Source organism: Actinomyces succiniciruminis (assembly GCF_900002405.1).
Classification (GTDB): domain Bacteria; phylum Actinomycetota; class Actinomycetes; order Actinomycetales; family Actinomycetaceae; genus Actinomyces; species Actinomyces succiniciruminis.
Window position 1 is genome coordinate 59,240 of the sequence record NZ_LK995470.1, and the last position, 25,503, is coordinate 84,742.

Genomic DNA, 25,503 nt, shown 5'->3' on the forward strand with positions numbered 1-25,503 from the left:
TGGCGGTGGTTAGGCGAGGGTGAAGGCCGCGGCCTTCTGCAGGGCGGCGATGGTGGAGGTCGAAGTCCGCTCGGCGGCCGGGTTGTTGATGGCGCCGATGCTGATGTTCACCACCTTCTGCGCCTTGCCCTCGGCTCCGGCGTTTCCGGCAGCGCCGGATACGCGGGCCTCCACGCTCGTGGAGCCGATGTCGCTGGTCAGGCCGGCGAGAGTGCGGCGCACGTCCCCGTACCCGGACTCCAGACCGTCTACGAGGGACTGGGTGATCAGCTTGCCCGCCGGAGTCAACAGCCGCCTGTCAACGGGAGCGGGCCCCTTCCAGGACGGCAGGAGCTTCGTCAGGCCCGACAGAGTGCTCTTCACCTTGTTGAACGCTGACTTTATTCCGCTTATCAGGCCGTTGATGATGTTCTTCCCGGCGCCGAGCAGCCATGAGCCGGCACCGGAGAACACGCCCTTGATCATGCCCGGAATGTTGGAGAAGAACGTCTTCAGGGTGCCGGTGATCAGGCCACCGATCGCCTGCACGGCGCCGGAGAAGATCTGCTTGACACCATTCCAGGCCTGCCGCCAGTTCCCCGAGAACACGCCCGTGACGAACTGGATCAGCCCCTGCAGGACCTTCAGCAGGCCCTGGATGACGGGCATCAAGTTGGAGATGATCTGCCCGGCGAGCTTGATCACCGGGGTGATCACGGCCGTGAACAACTTGATCAGCGGCGGCAGCAGCTGGCCGATCAGCTGAGTGATCGGTGGCAGCAGCGGCAGGATCGCCGAGACAATCGCCAGGACCGCCTGAACCACCTGCATGAACACCGGGATCAGCGCCTGCACCAGCTCCATGATCGGCGGGAGGATCTGCCCGATCACCTGCACCAGGATCGGCATGATCTGCGCGATCACGTCACTGATCTGCGTGATCACCGGGATCAGCATCGGCAGAACCTGCGCCACCATGTCACCCAGAACGGTGACGATCTGGGTGATTACCGGGGTCAGCGCCGTGACCGCCTGAGCGAGGGCACCGCCCAGAGCGGTTGCCACCTGGGACAACACAGGCATCAGCTGAGCGAAGGCCGGCTGCAGGGAGGCAACGACTTGCCCCAGCGAGGTGAGCACCCCGGAAACCAGCCCACCGAGCGCATGCTGCAGCTGGGGGCTGGACGCGACCAGACCGGCGAACGCGCCCACGAGGAGCCCCACAGGTCCAGACAGAACCTTCAACCCGCTGGACAGGCCCGGGATCATGGACGACAGCAACGGGATGCGCTGCAAGACAGATCCCAAGCCGCCAGACCCTAGTGCGAGGAACGCCCCTGCCACTGGGGCGATCACCGAGCCGAGACCACCAAGGCCACCGGTCAGACCTCCCAGACCGGAGCCCAGGCCAGAAAGCGCCTGGGTAACCTTCTCAATGAACGGGACCAGCTTGTCCCCTAGCGCCTCACCGAGCTTGGTCGCCTGGTCCTCCAGCGGACCCAGCGCCTTGATCGTGGCCTGCAGCAGGGGCGCGATCGTCGGGTAGATCCCCTGTAGCGCGTTCGCGCCGATACGACCGATCGACGCCATCACGTTCTTCATGGCGCCTGGGACGGTGCCGCCCATCTCCTCGGCCACCGACCCGGCGGCCTCAGCAGCAGCGTCGGAGAAGTCCTTGAAGGAGATCTTCCCCTCAGAGGCCATCTTGCGGACCTCTTCATTGCTGACGCCGTACTGCTTTGCCAGGGACTGCCAGATCGGGATTCCCCGGTCGGCGAGCTGGTTCATGACCTCGGTGTCGGCCTTGCCGGCCGCGGCGGCCTTGTTGAAGACCGCGCCCATCTCCTCCATGCCGGTGCCCGCGGCGGCCGCAGTGTTCGCGACCGTGGACAGCACACCCTCCAGCTCACTACCCGGCTGGATACCGGCGGCAACCGCGCTGGCAGCCACGGTGGCCGCCTCGCCCAGGCCGAAGGAGGTTCCCTTGACCGAGGCGGTCGCGTTCTTCATGATCGCCTCGACCGACTGGGCGTCGTTGCCGAGACCACGCAGCTTCGCCTTCGCGGTGTCGATCGCCGTCAGCCGACTGAACCCCGACGTGAGCGCGGTGCCGATGCCCGCGGCTGCTACGGACACGGCCGCAGTGGCGGTCCCCGACAGCGCCGACGACATCGCCGACCCGATCCGAGATGCGGCAGATCCGGCGGCCGACGCCATCGATGCCAGGCCAGAGGTCAGCTTCGACGTCATTGACGCCACGCCGGACGACATGGCCGACCCCATACTGGACGTCATGGAGGACAGTCCCGGCGCCAGCGCCGTCCCGATCTTCGACCCGAGATTCCCCACAGCCGACGCCACCGGCCCCAAATAGCCCGTAACCCTCGAGGCGACCGGTGCGAACGCCGCCCCGATCTTCTGCCCGATCCCCGCGAACCCGGAGGACACTGTCGACGCGACAGACGTCACCTTCGCAGACAGCGACGACAGCGGGCCACCAACAGCGGCGCCGAGCGACGATGACCACTGCCGCACCCGCGAGACCCCGTTGGACAGTGCCAACGACATGCCGGACGCGGTGGACTGTACCTGCGTCAACGCCGACCGCACCTTGCCGCCGAGCGTCCCCATAAGCCCGGACAGCCGCATGGAGGCGACCTGAGCCGACCGGAAGCCCGCGGTGAACCGCGAGACGGCATTAGTCACCGGCGCACCGATGGCACGCACCAGGCCACCGAACGCCCCAGCAACGCCGGTCGCGGCCGACTCCGCCTTCGTCATGGACGACAGGCCCGCCTTGAATCCCGACGCCGTCCGCTGCAACGCCGACGCCACACCGCCAGAGGACCGTTCCAACCGGCTCTGCGTGGCCGCGAGCGCCTCCTGCGCTGTCTTCAGGCTCTCGGAGGAGGTCTTGACCCGCTCGTTGACGGCTGCTTCCGCACGTCGCGCTGAGGCCAGTCGCTCTTGCGCGCGGATGACTTGGGAGGATTCCTCGGGGTACTTGGCCATGGCCTCGGCGAGCTGGGCCTCGGCGATGCGGACCTTGCCGGCGGCGTCCTGCTGCGCCAGCCGGTCCTTGGATAGCTGGCGGGTCGCCTTGGCGACGTTGGCGGTGAGGGTCTTGATACCGTCAGACCCCATGCCTGAGGTGGCGACAGCGAACCCGGAGGCGGTGTCGCGGCCGAGCCTGGAGCCGAGGGTCTTGCCGGTGCCTCGCCAGGCGCGGGAGAACCCGCGGGAGCCCTCCTGGGCGGCGCCCTGCACTTCCTTGGAGACGCGGCGCTTGAAGCCGGTCATGACGGGGAAGATCGAGACGTGGCCGGAGCCGACCTCTGAGGACATACAGGGGCACCTCCCCGGGGTTAATCGGTCGCGATGGTGATCAGGGCCTGCAGGTCCGCGGCCGCAGCGGCCGCGAGCGCCTCCAGGTCCTCCTCATCCCCGGTATCGTCATTCGACGGCGTTGGGGGCGGTTCGGAGCTGGTTGGGGTGAAGGGCAGGACCTTGGGGTCTGCTCCGAGGCTCATCAGGAGCAGCAGCTCTACTTCTCGGGCGGGGTAGTCCCAGCCGACCGCCTCGGCGCCGAGAGGGGTGGAGGGGTCCTGGATGGCTGCCAGGACGAGGGCGTGGACCTCACGCCAGGGGAGGGAGGGCTGGCCGGCCTGCTCCCACGAGACCCCGTAGACGCGGCGCATGGTTGCGCGCAGGGCAACGGGGTGATCGTGGGAGACACGGACCAGCCACGCTATTCCCCCAGGGCCAGGCCGATGATGCGCTCGAACACGCCGAAGTACTTCACGGCGTAGTCCATGACGCTGATCAGGTCGGCCTGGGCGAGGTAGGCGACGTCGTCCTTCTGGCCCAGCAGGTCCAGCAGGGCGGACAGCTGCTCACGCTCGGACTTGTCACCGGAGGCGACTTCCGCGACCTTGTCGATGATCTCCGAGCTGAACCTCAGCGGCGTGGCGACGACCGTGCCGTCGGGGAACCGGCCGAAGAAGGTGGAGTCGCCGACGACGTACTTGATGGCGGCCGCGTTGGCAGCCGCCTCAATCGCCGCGTCCTCGTCCTCCGCGGTCCACCCGTTGAAGTCGAGCGACTCATAATCCACGTGCTTGCTCACGATGCGGTCCTCCTACAGGTCAGGCGGTGACGGTGACGACGACGGTGGTCTTGGCGGAGCCGACCGACGCGGTGATGTTCGCGGTGCCCTCGGCGATACCGGTTACGGTGCCGTCCTGGCCGACCGTGGCGATGGTGTCCTTGTCGGAGGTCCAGGTGACCTTCAGGCCGGCCGGGTCGGTGACTGCGGTCAGCCGGACAGTGCTGTTGACCGCGACCTCCGCCGGGGACGGAGTGACCTGGATCGTGATCGTGCCCGGAGTGCCGAACCACTTCTTGTACGGGGACATGTTGAACAGGGCGTCGGGCACCCACTCGAAGGTGACGGACTTGCCGCGGATGGAGCCGCGCTCCTCCTGGTCGGTCTCGATGGACTGGATGCGGGCGACGCCGTTACGGCGCAGCTCGGTGCCGTTCTTGTTCCGGGTGGCCACGAACAGCAGGAACGTGTTGGAGGGCAGCTCGGCGTCGACATAGACCACGCCGTTCTCGTCGGGCGTCTTGCCATCCAGGAGGGCGTTGACGGCCTCGTTGTCCTCGGCGAGGTTGATCTGCACGGTCAGCGTGGAGTCACCGGACATCTTGTACCCGGTCTGGAACAGCTCTATCGCGTCGTCATCGTCACGCGAGTCCTGCGGGCCGCCGTCCTCCTTGTACAGGCCCAAAGACCGGTAGGCAGACGGCAGCGTGATCGTCGGAGACCCGAGCAGCTCATCGGAGACCACGTTCGCGGACGTGACCGGCGCGTACGCGGCCACACCAGTGAGCGGCACGGAGATGGAGTTGAGGTCGTAATCGGAGGAGTTGTAAAGCGGCATGATGGCCTCTCAATAGCGTGGTGGATTGTTTTCTGTAGAAGGCGACGGTCGGCGGAGCTCACCAGGAGCCGACTACCGAATAGGAGACCGTGAAGTAACGGCGGGAAACATCCTGGTCCTCCGCCACCGCGTAGGGGCCATTCGCGCCGGTCACCGCCGCCACCGGTGACCCGGCCGCGAGCGCGACGTCGGGGTCGGTGGCGATGGCGTATACCAGACGGGCCAGGCGGCGGGCCTCACGGTCGTCGGTGCGGGTGCCGGCCAGGACGGAGACGCCGACCTGCCGGTCGAAGGTGATCGACTCGGTGCGGGCCCCGGAGTCGTCACGGACAATGATCAGCGGCCGCTCCAGCGGGGTGGTCAGCTCGTCGGGCTCCTTGGCGTCAACCTCGACGTCCTCGCCGTCAGCCTCAAGGGCGGCGCGCAGGTAGCCGGTGAGCCACAGCTCCATGTCTGGGGGCAGTATCCGGGTCATCGGCGGCCGCCCTTGAGGGAGCGGGCCAGGTTACCGGTCTTGGACTCGATGATCATCGTCTTAGGGTCGGTGCCGACCACGCGTGCCACGTGCCGGTACTGAGTGTCGTGGGACTGCACGACGATGCCCCTGCGGTATGCCCCCGTGTCCACAGGGGCGGAGGCCTGGGCTGAGGCCTGCACCGCCTTTGCCCGCTGGTCGACGAGCGCCCGGACACCGGAGCCCTTCATGATCCGGTTGAACCACGACTGGTTGAACTGGACGCCGACGCTGCTCTTGGCCATTTATCCGCGCACCTCCTGAAGGTTGACGACCTTGTAGGGCTGCCAGCCGGTGAACGGGTTCCTGGGAGCGGCGGGGAAGCCCTGCACGTCCCAGGTGCGGGCGCCGTCGGTGATGCGGTCTCCGCGGCGCACGTCCGCCCGCGTGTCAGCCAGATAGAGCACCGCAGTGGTGACGAGCTCGCTGCGGGTTGCTGATGGCTGCTCGCCGGGACTCTCGGAGTCGAGGAAGCCGGCCAGGGTGATCTCCTGGGTGCCGGCGTCCCATGAGCGGACCGTGCGGCGCGGGTTCATCTCATCTGGGACGCGGCCGGGCCGGATACGGGTGAACGTGTCGGGGAACTCCACCGTTCAGTCCTCCCGCTCGGGCCAGATAGCCCGAAGGTCTCGTGACGGGGCTGGGAACGACCCAACGGGGTGGCCAGAGGACGCCACCGACGACCGGGACGCCTGCGCGCACAGGGCGCGCAGCGCGGCCCGGTCGTCGTCGGTGAACCATGACGCTGCGGACCCATAGGTGACGCGGGCGGTGCCGACCGACTGGGAGGCGACCGACCGCAGGCCCCGAGCCTGCGCCTCCGCGGCGACGCCCTGGAGGATCGCGAGCGCGTCCAGGCGGGCGGCGTCGTCGAGGGAGTGCAGGCACGGGGCGATCACCTGGGCGTGTGCGAGCACCCGACGCGCGAGCGTCTGGTCAGCAACGCCGAGCTCACTGGGCTGGATCGCCATCGCGCGCCTCCCCGCTGGTCACTTCGCCTGCCGCCGGCCGGTCTTGGCCTTTCCGCCGTCGGCCTCATCCTCACCGTCGGCCTCATCCTCACCGTCGGCCTCAGCCGGCGCATCGTCCACTGCGGTGATGAGACCGACCGTGATCGCGTGCTCGACCGCTGCCGGGGCGAAGGATGCGGCATCGAACTCGGCGCCGCGGTACATGTAGGTGTCGGAGCCGGCGCGGGTGGGCAGCACGACCGCGCCGGCGGTCACCTTGTAGCGGGCGGCCATCACAGACCGGTCCCGGTGATACGCACGCCTGCCATCGGCTCGGTGACGACAGGCACGGTCACGCGGCGGGCGCGGACCTCGTACTTGTCGTCCTTGTGCCGGTTGGACAGGGTCTCGATGCCGACGCCGGAGGCGGAGACGTAGCCGGGCGATCCCAGGGTCTGGTCGGCCATGCCGCCCAGCTGCGCTCGGTCGATCAGCCACGGGTCAGTGCCGGTCACGTGCGGAGAGGTGACCCACTCCAGGCCGAAGGCGCGCAGCGGCAGCGTCCCGTCCAGGACGGGGTTGGAGTCGTTGCGGGGCAGAGCGTCCGCGTCGACCAGCATCGCCAGGACCTTGGCGTACTGGGCGGGGGCCAGTACGACGGTGGACAGGTCCAGGCCGGTGCCCAGGGCGGCGCGCTCCTCCTGCACGCGGACAATCGCCTCCAGGGCCGCACCGGGCGTGGTCCAGGCTGCGGAGGCCTCGGTTGAGGTCACCTTCGAGGCGATCACGCCCCAGGCGGTAGCGTCGACGTGCCGGATCACCGTGTTCGCCAGGCGGGCGAGAGCCCGGTCGACGACGACCTGGCCCTGCTGGGCGATCTTCTCGTCGGTGATGTCGGTCTCGATGCCCCACTTGACGGTGCGGGCAGAGGCAAGCTCTCCGGCGGTGAGCACCGTCTTGGGGTACTCAGAGCCGGGTGCGACAGCCTCCGGGGCGTCGGCAGCGAAGATCTCCTCACCGGTCTCGTAGAAGATGCCGCCGCCGGTCGCGTCGAACCGGCCGGACAGCAGGTAGTCGGCGACGAAGCGCATCTGGGTCAGGTCCGCGAGACGGCGGGCCAGCACGCGAGTGTTGGTGAGGAGAATGTGTATCTCCTCGGTGGTCAGAGTCCGGTTCGGAGCTGCGACCGGGTAGGTGTAGGACGGCATGGGACAGTCTCCTTTCTCAGAGCGCGACGTCGACGACGTCGCCCTGCTCGTCGGCGGCCGTGAGGGCGATGCCGAGCTTGTTGGTGCCAGTCGTGGAGACCGTGCCGTCGGCGGCCGCGGCAACGGCGTCGCCGGCAGTCACCGCACCGTCGGCGACGAGACGCTGCACGCCGCCCCGGTACACGGTCACCGAGTCGCCGGGGTCGGCGTCGAAGCCGGCAACGCCGACAACAGAGGCGGAGTCCGCGGAGGCCGGCCCGACCGTGCCGGCACCGGTCACCTCCACCAGACGCCCGCCAGTCACCTTCACGGAAGCGGCCAGCGTGATCGCCTGGCCGGGGACGTGCTTGGGCAGGTAGTCAGCCATGGTCAGTTCTCCTTGCTGCCCCACGCCGCGGCGTAGAGCTGGTCATCTGCGGTCATGGTCTCGTCAGCCGTCCCGATACCGACCTCGGCGACAGGGACGGTGTTCGGAGCAAGGGAGGCCAGCAGCTTGCGGGCGGTCTCCTCGTCCTTATCCGCCATCTCGCGCCACTGGGCGCGGGCAGCGGGAGCAATCCGGCCCTCACGGACCGCCTCGTCGACCAGCTCGTCACGCCGGGATGCCGCCAGCGCGGACAGGGCCTCTCGGCCCGCGGCCGCGTCGGCGCGCAGGGCGTCAAGCATCTGCTCATCGATGAGAGTGGTCCCCTCGGGGATGGTGGGAGCCTCGGCGGCGGTTAGCCGGTCGTCGAGGGTGGTAAGGATGGCGGTGTCGTCAGCGTCGGCGGGCAGGCCGAGCCGCTGGCGGATGCCATCGGTCAGGTGGTCGCTCATGGGCGTCTCCTCCTCGGTTGGGTTGGGTGTCTTCGGGCCTGCGGCCGGAAGCGGAATGGTGGGGGCGGGTGCGTCGGCGCGCCCTCGGAATCGGAACTCGGCTAGGTCGAAGGTGCGGTGAGGCAGGTCGTGCCCGGAAGCCGTGGTCTCGGGGGCGTCGTCCCACCGGTCAGCCAGACCGGCGAGCACTGCCTCCTCGGCGCTGTACCAGGTCTCTGCTCGCATGGCCTGCCGCCATTGGTCGCGGGTGCCGCCGGCGCGGGCGGCGTAGCAGTCGGCGTAGGAGTCGCACAGCTTGTCGAGCACGTCGGCGGTGTCGCGCATGTCCTGAGCGTTGCCATACACCAGGCCGGAGGCATCGTGAATCATCATCTCGGCGCCCCGAGCCATGGTGACGTGGTCACCGGCCATCGCGATCACGGACGCCGCAGAGGCCGCGAGCGCGTCTATGGTGACGTTGACGGTGGCGCGGTGGCGGCGCAGCGCGTTTGCGATGGCGAGGCCGTCCCACGCGTCGCCGCCGGGGGAAGAGATGTAGACGTTGAGGGTGTCGACGTCGAGGGCGCTGATCTGGTCGGCGAGGTCTTTCGCGGACAGGCCTCCGCCCCAGCCGTCGGAGCCGATGGCGTCGTAGATGACGACGTCGGCAGCCGACGGCTCTGCGCTGTTGGTGGTGGATGCCTGGTGGACGGTGGCCCAGGCGCGCGGCGGGCGTCGGTTGGTTGGTGTCATGGGGGCTCCTGGTCTTCAGCTGGTGTGGTCTCGGTGTCGGAGTCGTCGGCCGGGGGGAGCCCGTACATCTCGCGTGCGTGAGCGCGCAGGGGCTCGTCTGGCACGATCAGGCCGGCGTCGGCGAGCTCCTTCAAGACGGTGGAGGTGGCGGGCTGCTCCTTGCCGATGGGGGAGACCACCAGGCGCGGGGCAGGCTCGGTCGGCCCCCAGTTGAGGTCGACGAGGTCCTCGATCACGTGCTGCTGGACGACGTCGGCGATCTGCTCGGCGACGGCGTTGAGCGACTGGGTGAAGAAGTCCGCGAACGTGGATCCGAGTGCCCACGATCCGGTCTCGGTGCCCAAGTTCAGGAAGTGGGCGAGCACGGAGCGGGCGATCTGCTCGTCGTGGTAGCGGATCGGGCTGTTCGTGTCCGGCAGGTCCCCGGACACGCCCTTGAGGTCGAGGGACGCGGACGCGGGGATCGAGGCGCCGGCTGCCTCACCGGCGCGGAAGCCCTTGGCTACCTTCAGTCCCTCGTTCTTCTCCTGCTCGGCCCACTGGCGGGCCTCCTCCACGGTCGCGGTGGACGGGGGAGTAGCGCCGGTGTAGACCGGGACGCCGAGCCCGTTGCGCTCGATCGTGAGCGCCTGGGCACGCAGCATGCGGTCCTTGAGCAGCCAGTTCTTGTATGCGGCCCGCAGCAGCGACTGGCCGGTCCAGTCCCCGCCCTCACGCTCGTTCACGTAGGCGACGAGGCGGCGCACGGAGATCCGCACGGGCCGGGCGGAGGCGTACTGCTCGATCGCGACCAGGCCGCCGTCGTCGGCGACGTCGATCGCCGAGATCGTCTTCGGCGGCCTCCAGGCGAGCTTAGCCAGGTGCGCCCGGCCATCGTCGGTGATGTCGTAGACCTGCTCGAAGAAGGCGTGCCCGTAGACGAGCTCGGTCAGTGCCAGCCGCAGGTGCTCACGCCAGGAGAGCCGTCCCCGGGTCCGCTGCCGGGCTACAGTGGGCCGGCCGCGCACCGGCACGCCGAGGTCGTCGGAGACGAGCTCTACCACCTCGTCACTCACCCCGGTGGGGTCCAGCTGCCAGGTCGCCGACCGGACCGGGAAGGACACCGCCCGGATCACGGAGGAGACCTGCGAGTCCTCCCGCAGCATCTTGGCGTACACGGCTACGGACTTGGGCCAGACCAGATCAGGGTTGGTCTCCGTGGTGTCTACGGCCAGCCGCGCCCAGGAGGCCAGGCGGTCGACCTGATAGCCGATCTCACGAGTCAAGGCGTCCCACCTGCCTTTCAGAATTGCACGTCAGCCAGGTTCTGGCTCTCAGGCCCGCCGCCCAGGTCGGCGCGGGTGATGATCTGCGCGGGCGGGGGCGGCACCACGGGCTCGGGCGCCCCACCACCGCACTTCTCCAGCCCGTACAGGGCACACGTCTCAGCGATCACGGGAGCGATGTCGGTCACCGACCGCACCCGCGACCACGCGTCGTTCTCCGCATACCGGGCCGTCACCCCGCCCTCGATCCCCAGGCGGGCAACAGGCTGCGCCACGGTCACCAGCTGGCCGTCACGCACCCGGTCGCGGAACCGGCCGGTCGCGATGCCGACGGTCGACCCGTCGATCGGGTGCACCGTCAGCCCCGCAGCCTCCAACGGCTCCACGAACTCCAGGGCCGGGCAGCCCTTGGACTGCAACGCGACCTCAAAGTGACCGGACTCCTCAGCGAGATCAGCCAGCCAGGAGGGCAGCCACATCATCCCGGCACGCTGCGCACGCACCGTGACGAACGGGCGCCCATCCGACAGGAACACGGCCGCGGCCACGTAGGTCATCCGCCGATCCAGCGACGTGTCCACGCCCCACACGGTGCGGGCACCCGCAGGGATCAGAGCCGCGACCTCGGAGGCCGGCATCACCGTCTCATCCCACGCCTTGGGGGAGATGTAGGTAGGCACGCGGGCCGCGACCCACTGGCACAGCACCTCCGTGCGATAGTCCGCCTCCTCCATGGACGCAGCGTCGGACAGGCACTGCTCCACTGTGATCGCCGACCCATGACCGATCGACGGGTTCGCCGCCAAGATGCCCTCGACGTCGTCCAGAGAGCAGTCATCGGGCGCCGACCACTCGAACAAACCGACGGTCGTGTCCCGCCCAGAGGCCACGTACTCGTCGATGCTCATCGCCCCGGCGCCGACCGTCTTGTCCCACTCGGCCAGGTTCTCCAAGGCCACATCACGCTGCTTCTTCAGCACCACCGACGCCGGCGTGCCCGCGTTCGAGACGCCCCACAGCTGCCCGGACCAGAACGATTTCGTCGTCTGGCTGGTCGCGTTCCACGCCGCCCAGTTCTCCTGCTCGCGCAGCTCGTCCATGAGCACCCGGGCGGCTGGCTTCCCTCGCGCCGACTTGGCAGCCCGGATCTCGTAGTGCGCCTGCGAGCGCGCAAGAATCCGCTCCTTGCCGTTCGTGTCGGTCACCTTCGCGGTGACCGCCTGCAAGGCCGGGATCGCCAGATCCTCCGCCTCGGGTGTCTCCGGGTCCGGGTCACACCAGGTCTTCACCCGCTCCCACGGGCCACGCGCAATATCGAGGTTCTGCGCAGTGCCCACGATCTTGAAGTCCATCGGCGGCACCCGGCGCGGATACCGCAGCGAATCCACGAACAGCCACCACGACGCCAGCACGGTCGCCAAGAGACTCTTGCCGTTCTGCCTCGCGACCAGCACGATCACCCGCCGGAACCGGTAGGCGCCGTCCTCACGCAGCTCCAGCGCGTGGATCAGCAGCCACTGCTGCCAGGGACGCAGCTCCAGCGACAGGAAGTCGCGGGCGAAGTCGATCACCTCGAAGCCGAGCGAAGTCTCGGGCGTGAGCTCACGCAGAGGCTTGGTCCACAACCGCGGCTCGGTATGACCCTGCACCGGCTCAGCCACCGACCATCACCCTCCTGCGCGCTTAGCCATCCACTTGCCCAGATCCGTCACCGGCGCCTCATCGGCCGCCTGGACCGCGTCGACGGCCTGCACCACGGGCGTCAGACCGAGCTCACGCACCGCCTTCAAATACGAGGGGATCGGACCATAGGCGGCGCGCCGCAGCGCCTCACCACCTGCACGCTGTGCCTCATCAATGATCCACGCCAGCGTCATCGTGGCCGCCACCGCACCCTTGAACCGCTCCTGATCCCTCACATCCGGGGCAGCCGCGAGCGCCTTGCGGGTCGCCTCGACCATGTACCCGTCCCGTCGGCGGGGCGGAGCCTCCATCCGGCCGGCCAGGCGCGACATCGCCTCCAGCGCGCGCCGCTCCACCGCGAGCGCCGGATGCGGTACCGGCTCGCCCTTAGCGTTGCCGACGATCAGGCCCTCCTCGTCAACCCGGGCGCGCGCCCTGCGGGCGATGGCGACCTGCTGGGCGTACTCCTCCAGCAGCGGGCCGGCAATCCGCTCCGGGCACGGCCCGTAGGCGGCGATCACCTCACGCCATGCGGCCTTAGCGTCCTCAGACAAGGACTCCGGAGGCTTCGGGGGCTCCTTGCGCGTCTTGTTGCCCATTTCGCCCCCGTTCCCGATCAGAATCGCCGTTTTCCGACCACGACCGGCGTTTTCCGGCCTGTTCCGCCTCGTTTTCGCTTTTTTCCGTCATCTACTCGCCATTTCCGGCCCCGTTTCGGGCAGGAATCAGGCCGGAATGATGGGCGCCGGACGGATCACTACGCCTGATGCGTCCGCCGCCCGGATAGCAGCAGACCGGCGGACGTGCACCTCACGCTGCAACTGCCTCAGGGAGCCCGACCAGCCCGAGCGGGCCGCGAGCGCGACGGCGGTCATGCGCGGCCAGGCGGCCAGCAGCTCGTCGACCGCGGCGCCTTCGATGTCGTAGCGGCGCTGCCGCCGGTAGGACAGGGCGGCATCCGGTGCGAGGGCCCGGTACACGCTGGAGCGCGAGCAGCCGATCTGGCGGGCGATCGCCGAGGGGCCGAGCCCCTGGGCGGACAGTCGCCTGATGGCGGCTCGATCATGCATCCTGAGTGCCCCGTTTTCGTGTCGTATCCGCATGATTCCGCGCCACCCGGGGGCTGAAACCCCGGGGAGAGAGGATCAGCGCGCGCGGGAGGTGTGCCGCCCCGGCCCCACGTGGATTTTTCCCGCGCGCCGCGCTCACCGGCCCTCGTCGAGGCGGCACAGCTGACGGCGTCCCGCCGGGCTGGTCACCACCAGGCAGGCACCTCATCACCGAGGTCACCCGTCGGCGCCACGTTGCCGCGCGCCGCGTTGCACCGGCGATGCGAGTGCGCGAAGTTCGATGGGTCCTCCTGCAGATCCGGGCGCAGCGACACAGCGATGACGTGGTCCAGCTCATGGGAATCCTCAGTGCTGCCAGGAGCGGCGTCGTAGTCGATACGCTGCTTACAGATCCAGCACACCGACTCCGCGCGAGTCGCCGGGTCAGCATCCAGACGCTTCCCCTGCTGGTAGAACTCCTCGCGCAATTTCGCGAACCGGCGGGTACTACGACGAGCGGAAGCCACCAGTCACCACCACCCAGACAGCAAGCAAGCCCCGAACCAATATGGTCGAGGCTTTGGCTAGCGGGCGCAGCTGTCCCGCTGGCAGGCATGTTATAAGCGCCAGGCGGGCGGCGGCAAGCATTGGCTAGGTGACACGCCGACGGCGGGCTCGGCGGCGCGGCGTAGCGGCGTCAGCGGCGAGCACGTCGGCGATCGCCACCCACACCTCGCGATGGCCGCCGTCGCCCAGGCGGATGGCCCGCACCCGGCCCGACCGGACCCACGCCCGGATGGTGGCGGCAGGCCGGGACCCGAGCAGCCGGGGCACGTCGGCCAGCCGCTCCCACTGCTCACCGTCGACGATCACGTCCCAGCCTCCGGGGCGTCGTCGGGGCCGGCGGCCATGCGGGCCACAGCCACCGCCCACGATCGGGCGCGTGCCCAGTCCTCCTCCGACAGCACCGCACCGCACGCCGGCGCCGAACAGGACACCTGCAGGGAGCCGCGCTCCACACGCGGCGGGTGCAGCACCAGCGAGCGGCGCCCACACCTGGGGCACCTCACCGTCGTGATCCGACGGTCCGGCTCCTCCACCGGCCACGCGGCCGACACCCGAGCCACAGCCGGGCCCAGGTCCTCCACCATGTCCCCAGCCCACGACTGGGCAGCGCACCACGACAGATGCGGCCCCAGCCAGTCAGCCAGGTACCGGGCGGCTCCAGGCGAGCGCACCCCGGCCACCGCCTCGCCGTCATCGGTCAGCCACAGCCCCGGCGGCCGCGGGACAGCGAGCCCACGGTCGCCGGCCACCTGATCACACCAGGCAGCCAGCATCCCCACCAGATCATCCGCAGCCCCAAGCGCCTGCGAATACAGCGCCCTCGGCCCCGGAGGCACGACCCCACCACCAGCCTGGCCGGACGGGGACGGCACCGACGGCGCCGCCACCGCACACAGGTGCTCCACCAACGACGGCAGCGTACGCACCGCCGACTGCAGACGCCCCCAACACCGGCCACACAGCACGCCCTCCACCACCGGCCGAGGCAGACAGCCCAAGCACTCCACCAGCCGGCCGGCCCGGTCGGTGCTGGTGCCGTCGCAGTCCGGGGCGTGCATGCCCCGGATCGTGCAGCCACAAACACAGGATGTCATTGGAGTTCTTCTTCCTGGCATAGGCGGCAGGGGATTCGGTCGCCGTGGGTCGGGCAGGTGGTGGGCTTCTTCTTGGCTCTCCTGCGCCGGCGGCGGGACCTGCCGGTGCCGCCGTCTGGTGCCGTGCCGTCCCATGCCATGCCCTGCCGTGCCAGGCCATCCCATGCCGTCCCATGCCATGCCAGCGCGCGTGCGCCCGTGAGAGCGCGCGCACGGCCGTGCGCGCCCGTACGCGCGTACGCGTACGCGAGGGCGGCATCAAGCATGGTCTGCTGGTCGGGAGTGAGGCTCTTGCCCGTGTGAGCGGCCATGGCGGCCACGGCCAGATCGGCTGGCAACGGGGCGCCGAAGCATGCCTCCAGCGCCTCCAGAACGCCGATCCTGGAGATCCTGTCGACCCCGGGGGCCGGTTGGGCGGGCACAGGCGCAGCGGTGCCCTGAGTCGCCGAGGAGCCCTGCACGGGCGCATCCTGGGGGCGCGCAGACCCGGAATTGGGCAGACTCCTCCCTGGGAATGCCGGGGCGGGGTCTTGTCTGCCAGGCGGCTCCAGGGGCGCCATGGGCTCAGGCACGCCGGCGGGAGCGGTCGGGCTGTCCCCGACGGCACCAGTTGTGGGCGGCTCAGCAGACCCTGATGGGTGCGATCCACGCCCCTCCCATCCCACTGCGGGAGGAGCGGCGAGCGGCTCAGCAGACCCTGATGGGTGCGATCTACGCTCGCCCTCCTCCCGGGCAGGATGGGAGTCGGTGTCGGTGAAGAGCACTCCGTCCGTGTCCAGCGGCCACTGGTCACGTCCGAGCATGGCGTCGAGTAGCCCTGCGTACCCTCCAGGGTGCGAGCTTGCTCGACGCCGCTCCAACGCGGCACGGTGAGCGTCGGTCAGGTGGAGTGTTAGCCCGGCCGCCGCCGGGGTGCGCTGACCCTTGACACGGTTACAGCGCCTGTGGGAGATCACCAGGTTGTCCACACCCAGCGGCTTGGGAATGACATGGTCGACCTCAGCGGCCATGTCGCCCTTGACCGTGGTGCGACGTACGGGCTTGCCGCAGTAGGCGCACAACGCCTCCAGCGGGGCCCCTTGGGGCTGGCCTGGCAGCCGGTCGCGCTGCCACACCTCCTGCTTAAGGCGGGGGTCGTTGCGCTCGGCCTGCAGCGCGCGAGCCTCCCGCTCCTCATCGCCGGTCTTCTTGTGGTAGTGGCGCCAGTCGTGGAACACGTACTGGCCCGGGGCGGCGTCCGGACACCGCCCGTAGGGGCACGGGTGCTCCACGTCGTGCCACAGGCCCTCCTCGACCAGCACCCTGGCCAGGCGAGGAGCGACCTCGGGGTCCTCGACCAGGGCTAGCACGTCGAAGGTGGTCAGCATGCCGGTGGCGTAGCCGGCCTTGACCTGGGAGCCGGCCATCATCCACAGCAGTCCCGCACCCCAGGCGTCCGCATCGCCCTGGCGGCCCCGGCGCATCAGCGCCCGGAACTTGCGGTTCTGGAACAGCTGATCATCCACCAACATGTACGACAAACGCGGACACCTCCTCCAAGGCAGCAAGACAAAACGGACAACAGCGGCACGCAACCTACGGGGGGGCCGCGAGCGCAAAGCGGCACGAGCGGCATCAGCGCCTCCGACGACGGCGCTTGACCGGACCGGACGGCTGGGGGGCGGCCTCGTCCTCGACGAGCGTGTCCGCGGCTACCAGGCACTGGGCGAGCAGCTCCCGGGTCTCCGCAAGCTTCCGCTCGGGGCCGACGTCGGCGTGGTCGATCACCCAGATCGAATCCTCCACGCGGGTCAAGAACAGCTCGATATCCCGGGCGATGTTGCGGGCACGGTCGCGGTGCTTGCCGGGCAGAAGATCTGCGATGCGGCGCAGATAGGCGGCGTCGGGATCTGTCAGTCCCGCAGCGCTGCCTTGCGGGGCGGGCCGGTAGGCGGAGTCGAAGGTGTCCGGCTCGCGGGGGTAGTACTCGCCTGGCACGCCGCGGATAATCCAGTCCCCGGGGCAGGCAAGCATGGAGCTCTCCGGGGAGTCGACGCATAGCTGGCCCTCCACAGAGACGGTCACCAGGGCATCCTCAGCCCATCGCGCGATGGCATCAAGGCACTCCTCGCTGCCGTCCCATTGGATGGCTTCGGTGACGACTGGGCGTTTGATGTACCGACCGGGTTCGGTGGCGGTCATAGTGCCCACCGCCAGATGATGATGGTCAGGGCCGCGAGCGCGGAGATGACGGCGGCGCCTAGGCCGGCGAGGACGAGGCCGCCGATGATTTTGCCGATCACGTAGGCGGGTCCCTGGTTGTTGGGCTCGGGTGGTAGGAGAGCTGTCATGGCTGTGGTCCTTTGCTGGTTGGTCGGTTAGTTGGCTGTCTGGTGGTGGCGGTCGCGCTTGTAGGCGGCCAGCTCGTGCACGGTGAGGTAGACGCCGGAGACCGGGTGCCTGGCGACACGGCCCGCCCGGTAGAGGTCTGACAGCCAGCACAGGGCCGTGGCGGCAGACAAGATCGCGGCCTCACGCGGCACCGGGGCGCAGGCGGTCACCCACAGAGGGCGGGCGTGCTGGTCGAGCAGCCGGGACCACCACAGGTCCGCCCCCGTGCCCAGGCCGGCCCTGGCGTCTATGGCCGCCTCGGCGTCGGTGTCGGCGTCCATGGCGCGCCACTCGCTGATGACGGCGGCCACCTGCGCGGTCCGGTCACGGGCCACCCGCACGCGCGCGCCGCCGTAGCGCATGCCGACAGTGCCGAGCACCCCGCCCAGGGCGATCACCCGGGACAGGTACTCGGCGATACCCGGCGCGTAGGCGGAGCGCAGCGCCCCGTAGTGGGCGACCAGCAGGCCCGCGCCGATAGCGTCTGACGCGGCCACACGGGACAGGTACGCGGCCGGGGTGTCGTGGTTCGGCCACTTCCAGTAGTCAGGGGACACCTGAGTCAGGGCGTCATCCCACAGCCGCGCGAGATCAGAGACAGTCCTCACGTCAACCGCCCGCCCTTCATCTGGTGGCGGGTGTGGCGGCGGGCCTCGCGGTACGCCTCGTGCTTGCAGATGCGGCAGTCACGCTCGATGACGATGCCTCTGCCGGAGCGGCGGCGGTCACGTACCCGGACCCGGGCGGTGGCGATCGTCCATTCGTGGCCGTGCGCGCAGGTGTCGGGGCCGCCGGCGTCGGCAAGGCGCTCCAGCAGGGCGTAGGCCACCGAGTCGGGTACCGGCGCGGACGAGGACCCGGCAGGGATCAGACCCGCCAGATCCGTCCCGGTGATCGTCATACCACTGGTCATCAGTCCGCGTCCTGACCGGTGTCAGCGACCTGGACGAGGCCCTCGGCGGCGTCGACGACGCGGGCCATGGCGGCGTCGTGACTGAGCGGCGAGGCGATGCCCAGCTCAGAGAGCCGCCTGCTGAGCGTCCGCACGGCCTCGGTCGGCACGACGGACAAGTCCTCCCACGTCTCGATCTCGTCATCTGCGGAATCCCTGAAGATGTAGCCGGCGTCGCTCCCGCCGGAGAACAGGTGGTAGGCGTACATGCTGCTGCGCAGGGCGACCATGCCGCCGATGTCGCGGTGGTCCTGGTGGCCGTCGAGTATGCGGATGATCGGCTCCGTCGGCCAGGACTCGGCCTCGGGCTCAGGGTCGGACTCAGGCGGCACGACGACGTCGAGTGTCGCGTCGGAACGGTACGTAGTGGTGCCGTCGTGCCAATAGATGACGACGTGCTGCGTGCCGTAGTCGCACACCCTCAGGATCTGCCGGGTCTCACCATGGTGGCGGATGAGCATTCCACGCTCCAGCTCGGCAGCGGGGGTGGGTCGGATGGTGATTGTGTCGGTCATGGCTGGGGCTCCTGGTAGACGTGGATGTGGAAGGTGTAGGTGCGTTGGCCGAGGATCTTGGGCGAGAGCCGGCCGGAGGGCTGGAGGGTGATGCCGTCCAGGTGGCGGTCGTCGTCATCCGGGAGCAGCCCGGCCCTGGTGAGGCCGTCGACCAGGGGCTTGACGGTCCAGTGCAGGTTGTGGATATCCCGGCGCCGGCGGTCGGGGTAGTCGACGCCGATGACGATCCGCGCCCGGTGAAGGTGGGGGGCGCGCCGGTAGCGGGCGGTCGCCTCAGCCACGGTCCGGATCGCCCGCGTCTTGCGGATCTTCTCCCGCCGTCCGTCCCGGCCGTTGCCGGTCAGGACATCCGCGGCCGCCAGGCGCATCGGCGCCTCCCACACCAGCACCCCGGCACCGGTGGTGATCGCGTTGGTGGTCATGCTCCGGCCTCCTGCTCATCCCAGACGCTGGGCGCGTAGGTGTCGATGTGCTGACGGACCTTGTCGGGGCGGAAGCCGCCCCACACGCCGGCCACGAGCCCCACGGGGGTCATTGCCACCACTACGGGCGCGCTGGTGACGTGCTGGTCGGCGGCCAGGCGCCGGGCCTCGGGGTGATCAGCCAGCGGGCGGGCCCGGTACCGGGCGCCCAGCTGCTCCAGGTGCCGGATCACCTGGTCGCAGCGCGGGCAGTGGTCCTTGGTGTAGACGTCGAACCAGGGAAGGTTGCGGTCGTGGGTACCCATCACGCCTCCCGATCCGTGGCGGCGTTGATGCGGCTGCGGGCCCGCGAGGTGGCCCAGGACAGCAGGCGCTCCGCCCGGGCCGCCTCACGGCGGATGGCCGCCACCACCTCAGACCCGGACGACTCATCAATGGCCTCGGCGGGCAGCTCCTCGATGACCTCGATCGGGTCGGCAAGGTCCCGCTCGATACGCACGATCACTCTCATGCCGCATCACCACCCCACGGCGAGCCACCGCTGGCGTCGTCGCCGGCGGTGTCGTCATCGGGGGCCTGGCCGGCCAGGTAGCCGTCGATAGCGCGGACGAACGCGGCCTCCACATCCATGCTGGAGACCTCGGCGTCGGCGTCATCGCCGTCCAGGTCGGGCAGGACTGCGTCCAGCAGCGGGTCCAGCAGGTCCCCGGCGTAGCAGGACACGTCCTCAAACACAGGCAGCGTGTGCGGGTCCTGGGAGCCCAGGGTGACCCCCAGGTAAACGGACCCAGGCACCACCTCCTCCAGGTCGTTGGCGTCCAGACGGCGGCGAGCGGAGTACCCCCACACCAGGACCGTCTGATCCCCGCCCATGACCCCGAGCCGGCACGACAGTGAGTCACCGACCATCGCCGCGGTGCGGCCCATGGCGGTGGCGTCCTTCGCCCACAGGGCCACGTGCCCGCGGGACGCCAGACGGGCCTGGGAGGCCTGCACCAGCATGGCGGCCGCATCGGCCCGCTCGGGGTCCAGGGGCGGGGGGGCCGTGCGCACCGTGACCTGCCGGCCTCCCCACAGCACCCCCACCTCACGCACCGTGAGGGCCAGGTTGGGCTCGTCGATGACGATCTCGACGTCTTCGGCGGTGGCGTGGGCCAGCATGCCGATCAAGTCCGCCAGCACCGGCCGGGTGGCCCACACGTCCGGCACCGGCACGCCGTCGTCGTCGACGTCGACCACCAGGGCCCGGGTACACACGTACCGCGCCTTATCCTTGGCGACGGCCAGGCACAGCAGGTAGTCGCCGGCCACGGTCAGGCGCGCCACCCCGACCCCGACCGGCCGGTCCTCATCCCGCTGCCGGGACGGCAGGTGCGGCACCAGACCCTGCAAGGCGCCCAGCAGCGACGCGGTCCGCACCGTCAAACGCACAACAGCGCTCATCAGTCCTCCCCCTTCTCGTGTTCCTCAGTGCCGGCGTCCTCGCCGGCACCGTCCTCGTCGTCGTGGTTAGCGGTGGTGTCGAGCCCATCAATGAGCTCTTGCTCGATCGGGGCGGGGGCGTACCCCCAGCGGGCCAGGGTGTCCAGATGGGTGGCGAGCATCCGGTCGTACCTGTGGCTGGCGGGGTTGTCCTGGCGCCAGGAGTCGCGGGCGATGGTTCCCTCCATCAGCGCCAGCGCCCAGGACAGCAGGCCCCGCTTCGCCTCCCGCGGTGACCCGGCGTCCTGGTCCAGGCCGGCAGGGGACAACCCGAGGTGCTCCATGCCCTTGTCCTTAGCCATGCCGGAGACGTAGGAGTGCGCGTAGCGGACCACGGCGAGGACGTAGCCCAGGGCGTCGGTGGGCAGCACCCGGCGGGGCAGCAGCTGCTCGCGGATCCACGCCCGCCGCACCCGGTTAGCGGAGTCCATGTCCTCGTTGCGCCGGCGCACCCGGGCACGCTCGGCCCGCATCTCCTCGCTCTGCGGCCCCGACGTCGCACCCGACGACGGCTGGGCGTACTTGTTGCGGTGCCCGTGGGCCGCCCAGTCCATGCACCCGTAGAAGGCGACCTTGCAGCGGGGGTCGGGGTCGTCGCCGTGGAGCGAGGTGTAGTCGTAGTCGATGACGGTCACGTGCCCCGGGCAGGAGACGTGCGAGGCCTCGTCGACCGGCTTCCCGTGCTCATCCAGCAGGTCCGATAGGGGCCGCGCAGTACCGGCGGCCTTGGCGAACTTCTCGCGGGTGATCACGTGGCGGTGGCCGTTGGCGAGCAGCTCATCCGTGCACTTCTGGCGTGCCCGGGCGCACAGGCCGTCCCACTTGGTGCGGTCCACGATGTGGTCCACCTGCTCGGGGTGGGCCTCGATCTGCTTGACCGCGTCCGCCAGCGCCTCCGGAGAGGCTGCCAGGTCGGTCATGGTGGCGATCTTCCCCAGGACCGTCAGGTCCATATCCTTCATGCGGCGGCCCAGGTCGCGTACCGGCTCTGCGGCGCTGGCGATCGCCTTGGCGTTGATCAGCTCGGAGTAGCGCACGCCTCGGCGCTGCAGATCCTTGCGGGGCATGCCCAGCAGCACCAGCTGATGGATCGCATCCGCCCGCTCGGTGGGCAGGGTGCGGGCGTGCTCGTCGTTCTCCACCAGCTGCTGACTGATCCGGTCGGCGTCGTCGGCGGGCTCCACGATCAGCGCCGGCACCAGCCCCAGGCCCGCCTCCAGGGCGGCGGCCAGGCGCCGGTGACCGTCCAGCACCACCAGGCCCGTCAGCGTCGGATACACGTGCAGATCCCGCAGCACCCCCATCTCAGCGATCGTGGCCGTGAAGCGCTCATCCACCCGCAGGGCCCGGCGGATATTCGGCCCCACCTCCAACAGGCCCGGCTCGACCATGACCCGCTCACCGGGCACCACGTTCCCCAGCGGGGAGCGGGCCTCAGCCTCCGACAGCACACGCACACCACCAGCGGGCGCGCCGGCGGCCGGGGCCGGCTGCGAGGCCGGCATGATCCCGAGCTCACGCAGCCGGGACAGGTCGTAGGTCGCCGGCATATTCGGCGTCGCCGCCACCGTGACGGTGATCCAGCCGGCCTCCAGCAGCCGGTCCAGCACCCGCCGCAGCGTCCGCGCCGACAGGCCCGTCGTCGCCGCGAGGGTCGCCTGCGAGACGCACACCGTCTCCTCACCCGCCACAGCCACGGCCAGCAGGTGCTCAGCCACCAGCCGCGCCTGGTCATCATCGGCGTCGATCGTGGGTGTGGTCTTGTCCCGTGTCGTCTGTGTCGTGGTGGTCATGTGAAGAGTCCTTCCTGGGCGGGCGCGGTCTGGGCGCGCAGCTGTCTGCCGGTGGTGAGGTGGCGGCTGACCTGGCCGGTCGGGTCCACGGTCAGTCGCAGGCTCGCGGTCAGGTAGGCGGCCGCCCACGCCACGTGGTCCTCCACCCCGGGGCTGATGGCGGCGGCCTCCGCCAGCACCTGGGCGACCCCGGCAGGGCTGCCGGTCGCGGCGGCCGACAGGGCGTTGAGGGTCAGGCGCAGGGCCTGACGCTGCTGGTAGTCCGTGAGGGCCATCCACGTCTTGCGGCGCGACCCGGCCGAGATGTTGTTCGCAGCGGTCATGGGTCACCTCACCCAGCCTTCGGTGGGCAGCGGACGGCGCCGCTGCTCCCTAATGGGGCCAAGACGCACCGGCACCGACGACGCCGCAGCGGGCGTTGCGGCTGGTTTGGTGACGCGCTTGATCGTCCTCGGCTTGGCTGCCTTCGCACGCCGGCGCTTGGGCCTGGAGGCCTTGCGGGCGGCGCGCCGGCGCTCCTGCTCGGCCCGGGCAGCTCGCAGCTGCTCAGCGCGAGCCTCCTTCCGGTCCCGCTCAGCCCGCCACGCCGCGGCGACCTGCTCGCTGCTGGGCAGGCCAGCCGGGGCACCGTAAGCGGCCGTGTACTCGGCCTCCAAGGCCCGTCCCTGGCCGGTCAGCGCATAGGCACCACCCGTGTAGGACAGGCAGCCGCGCTGACGCAGCTTGGCCAGGGCGGCGCGCACCGCGGACTTGCGCACACCGGTCGCGTCCGCCAGCACCCCCAGCGGGCACGGGCCCGCCACCACGAGAGTGGACAGCACCAGGTGTGCCGTGGTCGGACAGCGCCCCAGCTGGCCGATAGCCGACCGATCCCCTGCCAGCATCCGCCGACCCGCGCCGGTGACCCGCACCGAGCCGTCCGACGCAGTACCCTCGATCAAGCCCCTGCCGCGCAGGCGCGACAGGATGGTCGAGAGCCGCTTACGGGTGCGTCCTGTGGCCCGCTCCAGGGCAGGGTAGGCGTGGTTGCCGTCGGCTACCGCCGCCAGCACCAGGTCCATCGTCGGCGAATCCTTCACCGCCAGGCCCATCACGACTCACCCCCGCCCTGGGGGTTGATGCGCAGGTACTCGACGGCAGCCACAGCGGAGGCATCACCCTCGGACGCGAGCCCAGCCAGCATCTCCCGCACTCGACGAGGCGACATCAGCGCCTCAGTCAGCGCCATCAGGGCCGAGCCCATCCAGTCGGGGGGAGCCACCAGCTCACACACCATCACTGGCACACCGTCGCCGCCGTCACCGTCGGCGTCCGTGCCGATCGTGACCTGCCCGCCCGGGGACAGGACCATCCGCAGATGCGAGTGCGGACCAGCGTGTATCCGCTCGATGACCGCGTCCGTCTCACATTCGACCGCGCCGTCGACGATCCGCGCGGCGGCCGCCAACACCTCCTCGCCACCGGCGCCGTCGTCGACGTCGGCGGTGTCAGGGGTCGGCGCCGATGCTGCAGCGCCGCTGGCACCGGCCGGACCATGCGGGGCGGGCTCAGCGCCCACACCCGCAGGGTCGGGTCCGCCATCAGCGGTGAGCATCAGGCCAGCGCCCAGGCCACCCAGGCCCAGCGCCAGCAGCGACAGCCCCGACATGGCCGGCGCCCGGCCAGTCACCGCCAGCCAGGCCTGCACGCAGCCGACCAGCACACCCACGCACAGCAGGCACGCACCAGCCATGATCCGTTTCTCCGCACTCATCGCGCCATCGCCTCCTCGCGGGAGGTGGTGGCTGCGGCGGCGTTGCGGGCCAGGACCTCCACGCACGGGCACGGCTCGCCAGCCATGTGGTGGTAGCCGTCGCAGCGGTCATCGGTGCAGCCGCACCGGTCACCCGGCCACCGGGCAGTGTCAGGGCCGTAGTGGTGGTCGACGTACTGGCGCACGGTGATCCCCTCAGCGGCGATAGTCGCGCGGGCGGCGCGGGACAGGCCAGACACACGAGCAGTCATCGGGCCGGCACCTCCTCCATGGTGTTGTCGGCGATCACGAGCGATCGCAGGTAGTTGGTGGCCTCCTCGGCTACGCCGTCGTCGGCGAGCAGCCAGTCGGCCAGGCCGCACTCCGCAGTGCGGGCCGCGTCCCGGAGTACGTCGACCAGACGCTTCCGGTCCGCCTTGTGGCGGGGCTTGTAAGATTTGGTTCGAGCCATTGGTTCGTTCCTTTCTGTGGCTCACCGGCCGCCGGCAGTCGCGTTGCTGGCGGCCACTTCTTTGCCGTGGCGTGGCTTGGGGTTAGATGCGGAGCTCACGGGAGGTGAGCCAGGTATCCAGGTCGGTGGGGCGCACCACCCGAGTCCGCTCCCCGATCTCGATCGCGGGCAGGTCCCCGGTACGGATCGCGGCCAGCACGGCCGGGCGGGGGATGCCGGTCAGGCGGCACACATCCGCCACCGACAGGGACCGCACCTCCGGGACGGCACCGGCCGTCAGTGCCCGCTCGATCCGGTCCAGGCGCTCAGCGATCGCCTCCAGCGTCGCGGCCGTCATCACGCCTCACCCCCATCCAGGGCGTCACTGGTGGTGGGGTGGGCGGGGCCGGCGCAGCTACGAGACGCCAGCCCCGCCCCGCACCCAGCGCCGCACGACCGGCAGGAGTCAGACCGGCCCGCGGCGGGGTGCACCTCCTCGGTGGCCTCATCCCCATTACCCCGCGACGACGCCGGGCCCTCAGCCGCCACGTCGCCGCTCACCGAGGAGGCAGTCTTCTCTTCCCGACCCGGGACCGGAGCCTCCTCGGTAGGCTCCGAGTCACCGCAACCCGCCGACGCAACCGACGCGTCAGCACCGCCTACCGAGGAGGAATCATGAGCGGACGCACCGAATACAGGCACGTCTCCTTCTGCCAGCCGACAGCCACGCTTCTCGGGGCTGACGGCCCCGGAGGCGTATCCATTCAAACCATCAGCTTCACCAAGTCCATTCCCCAGCTCGCTGAGTACATGGACGGATGGGAGGTCGTCTCCCATCAGGTCGTCCCGGCCGGAGACCTCTGCTTCCTGACGCTGCTGCTTAAGACCACCACGACAATCCCGGACGACCTGTCCGCTCTGGACGAGACGCAGTGACCCGGTGTTGTCGCCGGCGACTACGTAGTCGGTGGCCGTCAGTCGGTCCA

General features: G+C 69.9%; 37 protein-coding genes. 1 reads left to right on the top strand and 36 read right to left on the bottom strand.

Translation table 11 applies throughout. From position 1 onward, the window contains the following. Positions 1-9: 9 nt before the first annotated feature. The 36 genes from BN1056_RS01820 to BN1056_RS01995 form a co-directional block, all read right to left on the bottom strand. Entirely contained in the window at positions 10-3,324 is a 3,315-nt protein-coding gene (locus BN1056_RS01820) for a tape measure protein (protein WP_210578565.1), read from the bottom strand. A 20-nt stretch (positions 3,325-3,344) separates the two neighbouring features. Continuing rightward, entirely contained in the window at positions 3,345-3,677 is a 333-nt protein-coding gene (locus tag BN1056_RS01825; RefSeq protein ID WP_210578567.1) for a hypothetical protein, read from the bottom strand. Between the two features lie 50 nt (positions 3,678-3,727). Beyond that, the gene (locus BN1056_RS01830; RefSeq protein ID WP_210578569.1) at positions 3,728-4,105 is read right to left on the bottom strand and encodes a hypothetical protein; all 378 of its coding nucleotides are present in this window, start codon (positions 4,103-4,105) and stop codon (positions 3,728-3,730) included. Between the two features lie 19 nt (positions 4,106-4,124). After that, entirely contained in the window at positions 4,125-4,922 is a 798-nt protein-coding gene (locus tag BN1056_RS01835; RefSeq protein ID WP_210578571.1) for an Ig-like domain-containing protein, read from the bottom strand. A gap of 58 nt (positions 4,923-4,980) precedes the next feature. Continuing rightward, the gene (locus BN1056_RS01840) at positions 4,981-5,373 is read right to left on the bottom strand and encodes a hypothetical protein (RefSeq protein WP_210578573.1); all 393 of its coding nucleotides are present in this window, start codon (positions 5,371-5,373) and stop codon (positions 4,981-4,983) included. A gap of 20 nt (positions 5,374-5,393) precedes the next feature. Next, complete coding sequence (locus BN1056_RS01845) at positions 5,394-5,681, bottom strand: HK97 gp10 family phage protein (protein WP_210578576.1); 288 nt, start codon at positions 5,679-5,681, stop codon at positions 5,394-5,396. Then, positions 5,682-6,026 carry a hypothetical protein gene (locus BN1056_RS01850; protein ID WP_210578578.1) on the bottom strand — a complete coding sequence of 115 codons (345 nt, stop codon included), beginning with the start codon at positions 6,024-6,026 and terminating at the stop codon, positions 5,682-5,684. A 3-nt stretch (positions 6,027-6,029) separates the two neighbouring features. Then, entirely contained in the window at positions 6,030-6,407 is a 378-nt protein-coding gene (locus tag BN1056_RS01855) for a hypothetical protein (protein ID WP_210578580.1), read from the bottom strand. An 18-nt stretch (positions 6,408-6,425) separates the two neighbouring features. Continuing rightward, positions 6,426-6,680 carry a hypothetical protein gene (locus BN1056_RS01860; RefSeq protein ID WP_210578582.1) on the bottom strand — a complete coding sequence of 85 codons (255 nt, stop codon included), beginning with the start codon at positions 6,678-6,680 and terminating at the stop codon, positions 6,426-6,428. Further along, a complete protein-coding gene (locus BN1056_RS01865; RefSeq protein WP_210578584.1) occupies positions 6,680-7,594 on the bottom strand; it encodes a phage major capsid protein in 915 nt (304 codons plus the stop codon). The genes BN1056_RS01860 and BN1056_RS01865 overlap by 1 nt, the downstream gene beginning before the upstream one ends. Before the next feature lie 16 nt (positions 7,595-7,610). Beyond that, positions 7,611-7,961 carry a capsid cement protein gene (locus BN1056_RS01870; protein WP_210578585.1) on the bottom strand — a complete coding sequence of 117 codons (351 nt, stop codon included), beginning with the start codon at positions 7,959-7,961 and terminating at the stop codon, positions 7,611-7,613. Between the two features lie 2 nt (positions 7,962-7,963). Continuing rightward, positions 7,964-9,142 (bottom strand): head maturation protease, ClpP-related, encoded by a 1,179-nt coding sequence (locus BN1056_RS01875; protein WP_210578586.1) that lies wholly within the window; start codon positions 9,140-9,142, stop codon positions 7,964-7,966. Next, positions 9,139-10,407, bottom strand: a complete 1,269-nt coding sequence (locus BN1056_RS01880; protein WP_210578587.1) for a phage portal protein family protein — start codon at positions 10,405-10,407, stop codon at positions 9,139-9,141. Before BN1056_RS01880 ends, BN1056_RS01875 begins: the two co-directional genes overlap by 4 nt. Before the next feature lie 17 nt (positions 10,408-10,424). Next, the gene (locus tag BN1056_RS01885; protein ID WP_210578589.1) at positions 10,425-12,032 is read right to left on the bottom strand and encodes a hypothetical protein; all 1,608 of its coding nucleotides are present in this window, start codon (positions 12,030-12,032) and stop codon (positions 10,425-10,427) included. 42 nt (positions 12,033-12,074) lie between these two features. Continuing rightward, complete coding sequence (locus tag BN1056_RS01890; protein WP_210578591.1) at positions 12,075-12,644, bottom strand: P27 family phage terminase small subunit; 570 nt, start codon at positions 12,642-12,644, stop codon at positions 12,075-12,077. Between the two features lie 171 nt (positions 12,645-12,815). Continuing rightward, positions 12,816-13,160, bottom strand: a complete 345-nt coding sequence (locus BN1056_RS01895; protein WP_210578592.1) for a helix-turn-helix domain-containing protein — start codon at positions 13,158-13,160, stop codon at positions 12,816-12,818. A gap of 185 nt (positions 13,161-13,345) precedes the next feature. After that, positions 13,346-13,666 carry an HNH endonuclease gene (locus tag BN1056_RS01900; RefSeq protein ID WP_210578594.1) on the bottom strand — a complete coding sequence of 107 codons (321 nt, stop codon included), beginning with the start codon at positions 13,664-13,666 and terminating at the stop codon, positions 13,346-13,348. A gap of 124 nt (positions 13,667-13,790) precedes the next feature. Next, a complete protein-coding gene (locus tag BN1056_RS01905) occupies positions 13,791-14,012 on the bottom strand; it encodes a MerR family transcriptional regulator (RefSeq protein ID WP_210578597.1) in 222 nt (73 codons plus the stop codon). Continuing rightward, the gene (locus BN1056_RS01910) at positions 14,009-14,764 is read right to left on the bottom strand and encodes a hypothetical protein (RefSeq protein WP_210578598.1); all 756 of its coding nucleotides are present in this window, start codon (positions 14,762-14,764) and stop codon (positions 14,009-14,011) included. The genes BN1056_RS01905 and BN1056_RS01910 overlap by 4 nt, the downstream gene beginning before the upstream one ends. A 32-nt stretch (positions 14,765-14,796) precedes the next feature. Continuing rightward, positions 14,797-16,311 (bottom strand): HNH endonuclease, encoded by a 1,515-nt coding sequence (locus BN1056_RS01915; RefSeq protein WP_244671457.1) that lies wholly within the window; start codon positions 16,309-16,311, stop codon positions 14,797-14,799. A gap of 103 nt (positions 16,312-16,414) precedes the next feature. Next, complete coding sequence (locus tag BN1056_RS01920) at positions 16,415-16,864, bottom strand: hypothetical protein (RefSeq protein WP_210578600.1); 450 nt, start codon at positions 16,862-16,864, stop codon at positions 16,415-16,417. A gap of 113 nt (positions 16,865-16,977) precedes the next feature. Continuing rightward, positions 16,978-17,130, bottom strand: a complete 153-nt coding sequence (locus tag BN1056_RS01925; protein ID WP_210578601.1) for a hypothetical protein — start codon at positions 17,128-17,130, stop codon at positions 16,978-16,980. Between the two features lie 27 nt (positions 17,131-17,157). After that, complete coding sequence (locus BN1056_RS01930) at positions 17,158-17,778, bottom strand: hypothetical protein (RefSeq protein ID WP_210578602.1); 621 nt, start codon at positions 17,776-17,778, stop codon at positions 17,158-17,160. Continuing rightward, positions 17,775-18,083, bottom strand: a complete 309-nt coding sequence (locus BN1056_RS01935) for a hypothetical protein (protein WP_210578603.1) — start codon at positions 18,081-18,083, stop codon at positions 17,775-17,777. Before BN1056_RS01935 ends, BN1056_RS01930 begins: the two co-directional genes overlap by 4 nt. Further along, positions 18,083-18,637, bottom strand: a complete 555-nt coding sequence (locus tag BN1056_RS01940) for a hypothetical protein (protein ID WP_210578604.1) — start codon at positions 18,635-18,637, stop codon at positions 18,083-18,085. The genes BN1056_RS01935 and BN1056_RS01940 overlap by 1 nt, the downstream gene beginning before the upstream one ends. Then, positions 18,634-19,059, bottom strand: a complete 426-nt coding sequence (locus tag BN1056_RS01945; protein WP_210578607.1) for a RusA family crossover junction endodeoxyribonuclease — start codon at positions 19,057-19,059, stop codon at positions 18,634-18,636. Before BN1056_RS01945 ends, BN1056_RS01940 begins: the two co-directional genes overlap by 4 nt. Continuing rightward, a complete protein-coding gene (locus BN1056_RS01950) occupies positions 19,056-19,364 on the bottom strand; it encodes a glutaredoxin family protein (protein WP_210578609.1) in 309 nt (102 codons plus the stop codon). The genes BN1056_RS01945 and BN1056_RS01950 overlap by 4 nt, the downstream gene beginning before the upstream one ends. Continuing rightward, a complete protein-coding gene (locus tag BN1056_RS01955) occupies positions 19,364-19,570 on the bottom strand; it encodes a hypothetical protein (protein WP_210578611.1) in 207 nt (68 codons plus the stop codon). Before BN1056_RS01955 ends, BN1056_RS01950 begins: the two co-directional genes overlap by 1 nt. Beyond that, positions 19,567-20,502: a hypothetical protein gene (locus BN1056_RS01960; protein WP_210578613.1), complete on the bottom strand. Its 936-nt coding sequence runs from the start codon at positions 20,500-20,502 to the stop codon at positions 19,567-19,569. Before BN1056_RS01960 ends, BN1056_RS01955 begins: the two co-directional genes overlap by 4 nt. Beyond that, positions 20,502-22,334, bottom strand: a complete 1,833-nt coding sequence (locus BN1056_RS01965; RefSeq protein ID WP_210578614.1) for a ParB N-terminal domain-containing protein — start codon at positions 22,332-22,334, stop codon at positions 20,502-20,504. The genes BN1056_RS01960 and BN1056_RS01965 overlap by 1 nt, the downstream gene beginning before the upstream one ends. Next, complete coding sequence (locus BN1056_RS01970) at positions 22,331-22,657, bottom strand: hypothetical protein (RefSeq protein ID WP_210578616.1); 327 nt, start codon at positions 22,655-22,657, stop codon at positions 22,331-22,333. Before BN1056_RS01970 ends, BN1056_RS01965 begins: the two co-directional genes overlap by 4 nt. 3 nt (positions 22,658-22,660) lie before the next feature. After that, complete coding sequence (locus BN1056_RS01975) at positions 22,661-23,395, bottom strand: hypothetical protein (RefSeq protein ID WP_210578618.1); 735 nt, start codon at positions 23,393-23,395, stop codon at positions 22,661-22,663. Positions 23,396-23,424: 29 nt separating this feature from the next. After that, positions 23,425-24,087, bottom strand: coding sequence for a hypothetical protein (locus tag BN1056_RS01980; RefSeq protein ID WP_210578620.1), 663 nt, complete (start codon positions 24,085-24,087; stop codon positions 23,425-23,427). Beyond that, on the bottom strand, positions 24,084-24,338 hold the full coding sequence (locus BN1056_RS01985; RefSeq protein WP_210578621.1) for a hypothetical protein: 255 nt from the start codon (positions 24,336-24,338) through the stop codon (positions 24,084-24,086). The genes BN1056_RS01980 and BN1056_RS01985 overlap by 4 nt, the downstream gene beginning before the upstream one ends. After that, positions 24,335-24,538, bottom strand: coding sequence for a hypothetical protein (locus BN1056_RS01990; RefSeq protein WP_210578622.1), 204 nt, complete (start codon positions 24,536-24,538; stop codon positions 24,335-24,337). Before BN1056_RS01990 ends, BN1056_RS01985 begins: the two co-directional genes overlap by 4 nt. Positions 24,539-24,620: 82 nt before the next feature. Next, positions 24,621-24,875, bottom strand: a complete 255-nt coding sequence (locus BN1056_RS01995) for a helix-turn-helix domain-containing protein (RefSeq protein WP_210578623.1) — start codon at positions 24,873-24,875, stop codon at positions 24,621-24,623. A 317-nt stretch (positions 24,876-25,192) separates the two neighbouring features. Between BN1056_RS01995 and BN1056_RS02000 the strand changes: the two genes are divergently transcribed. Further along, positions 25,193-25,453, top strand: a complete 261-nt coding sequence (locus BN1056_RS02000; protein WP_210578624.1) for a hypothetical protein — start codon at positions 25,193-25,195, stop codon at positions 25,451-25,453. Positions 25,454-25,503 lie beyond the last annotated feature (50 nt).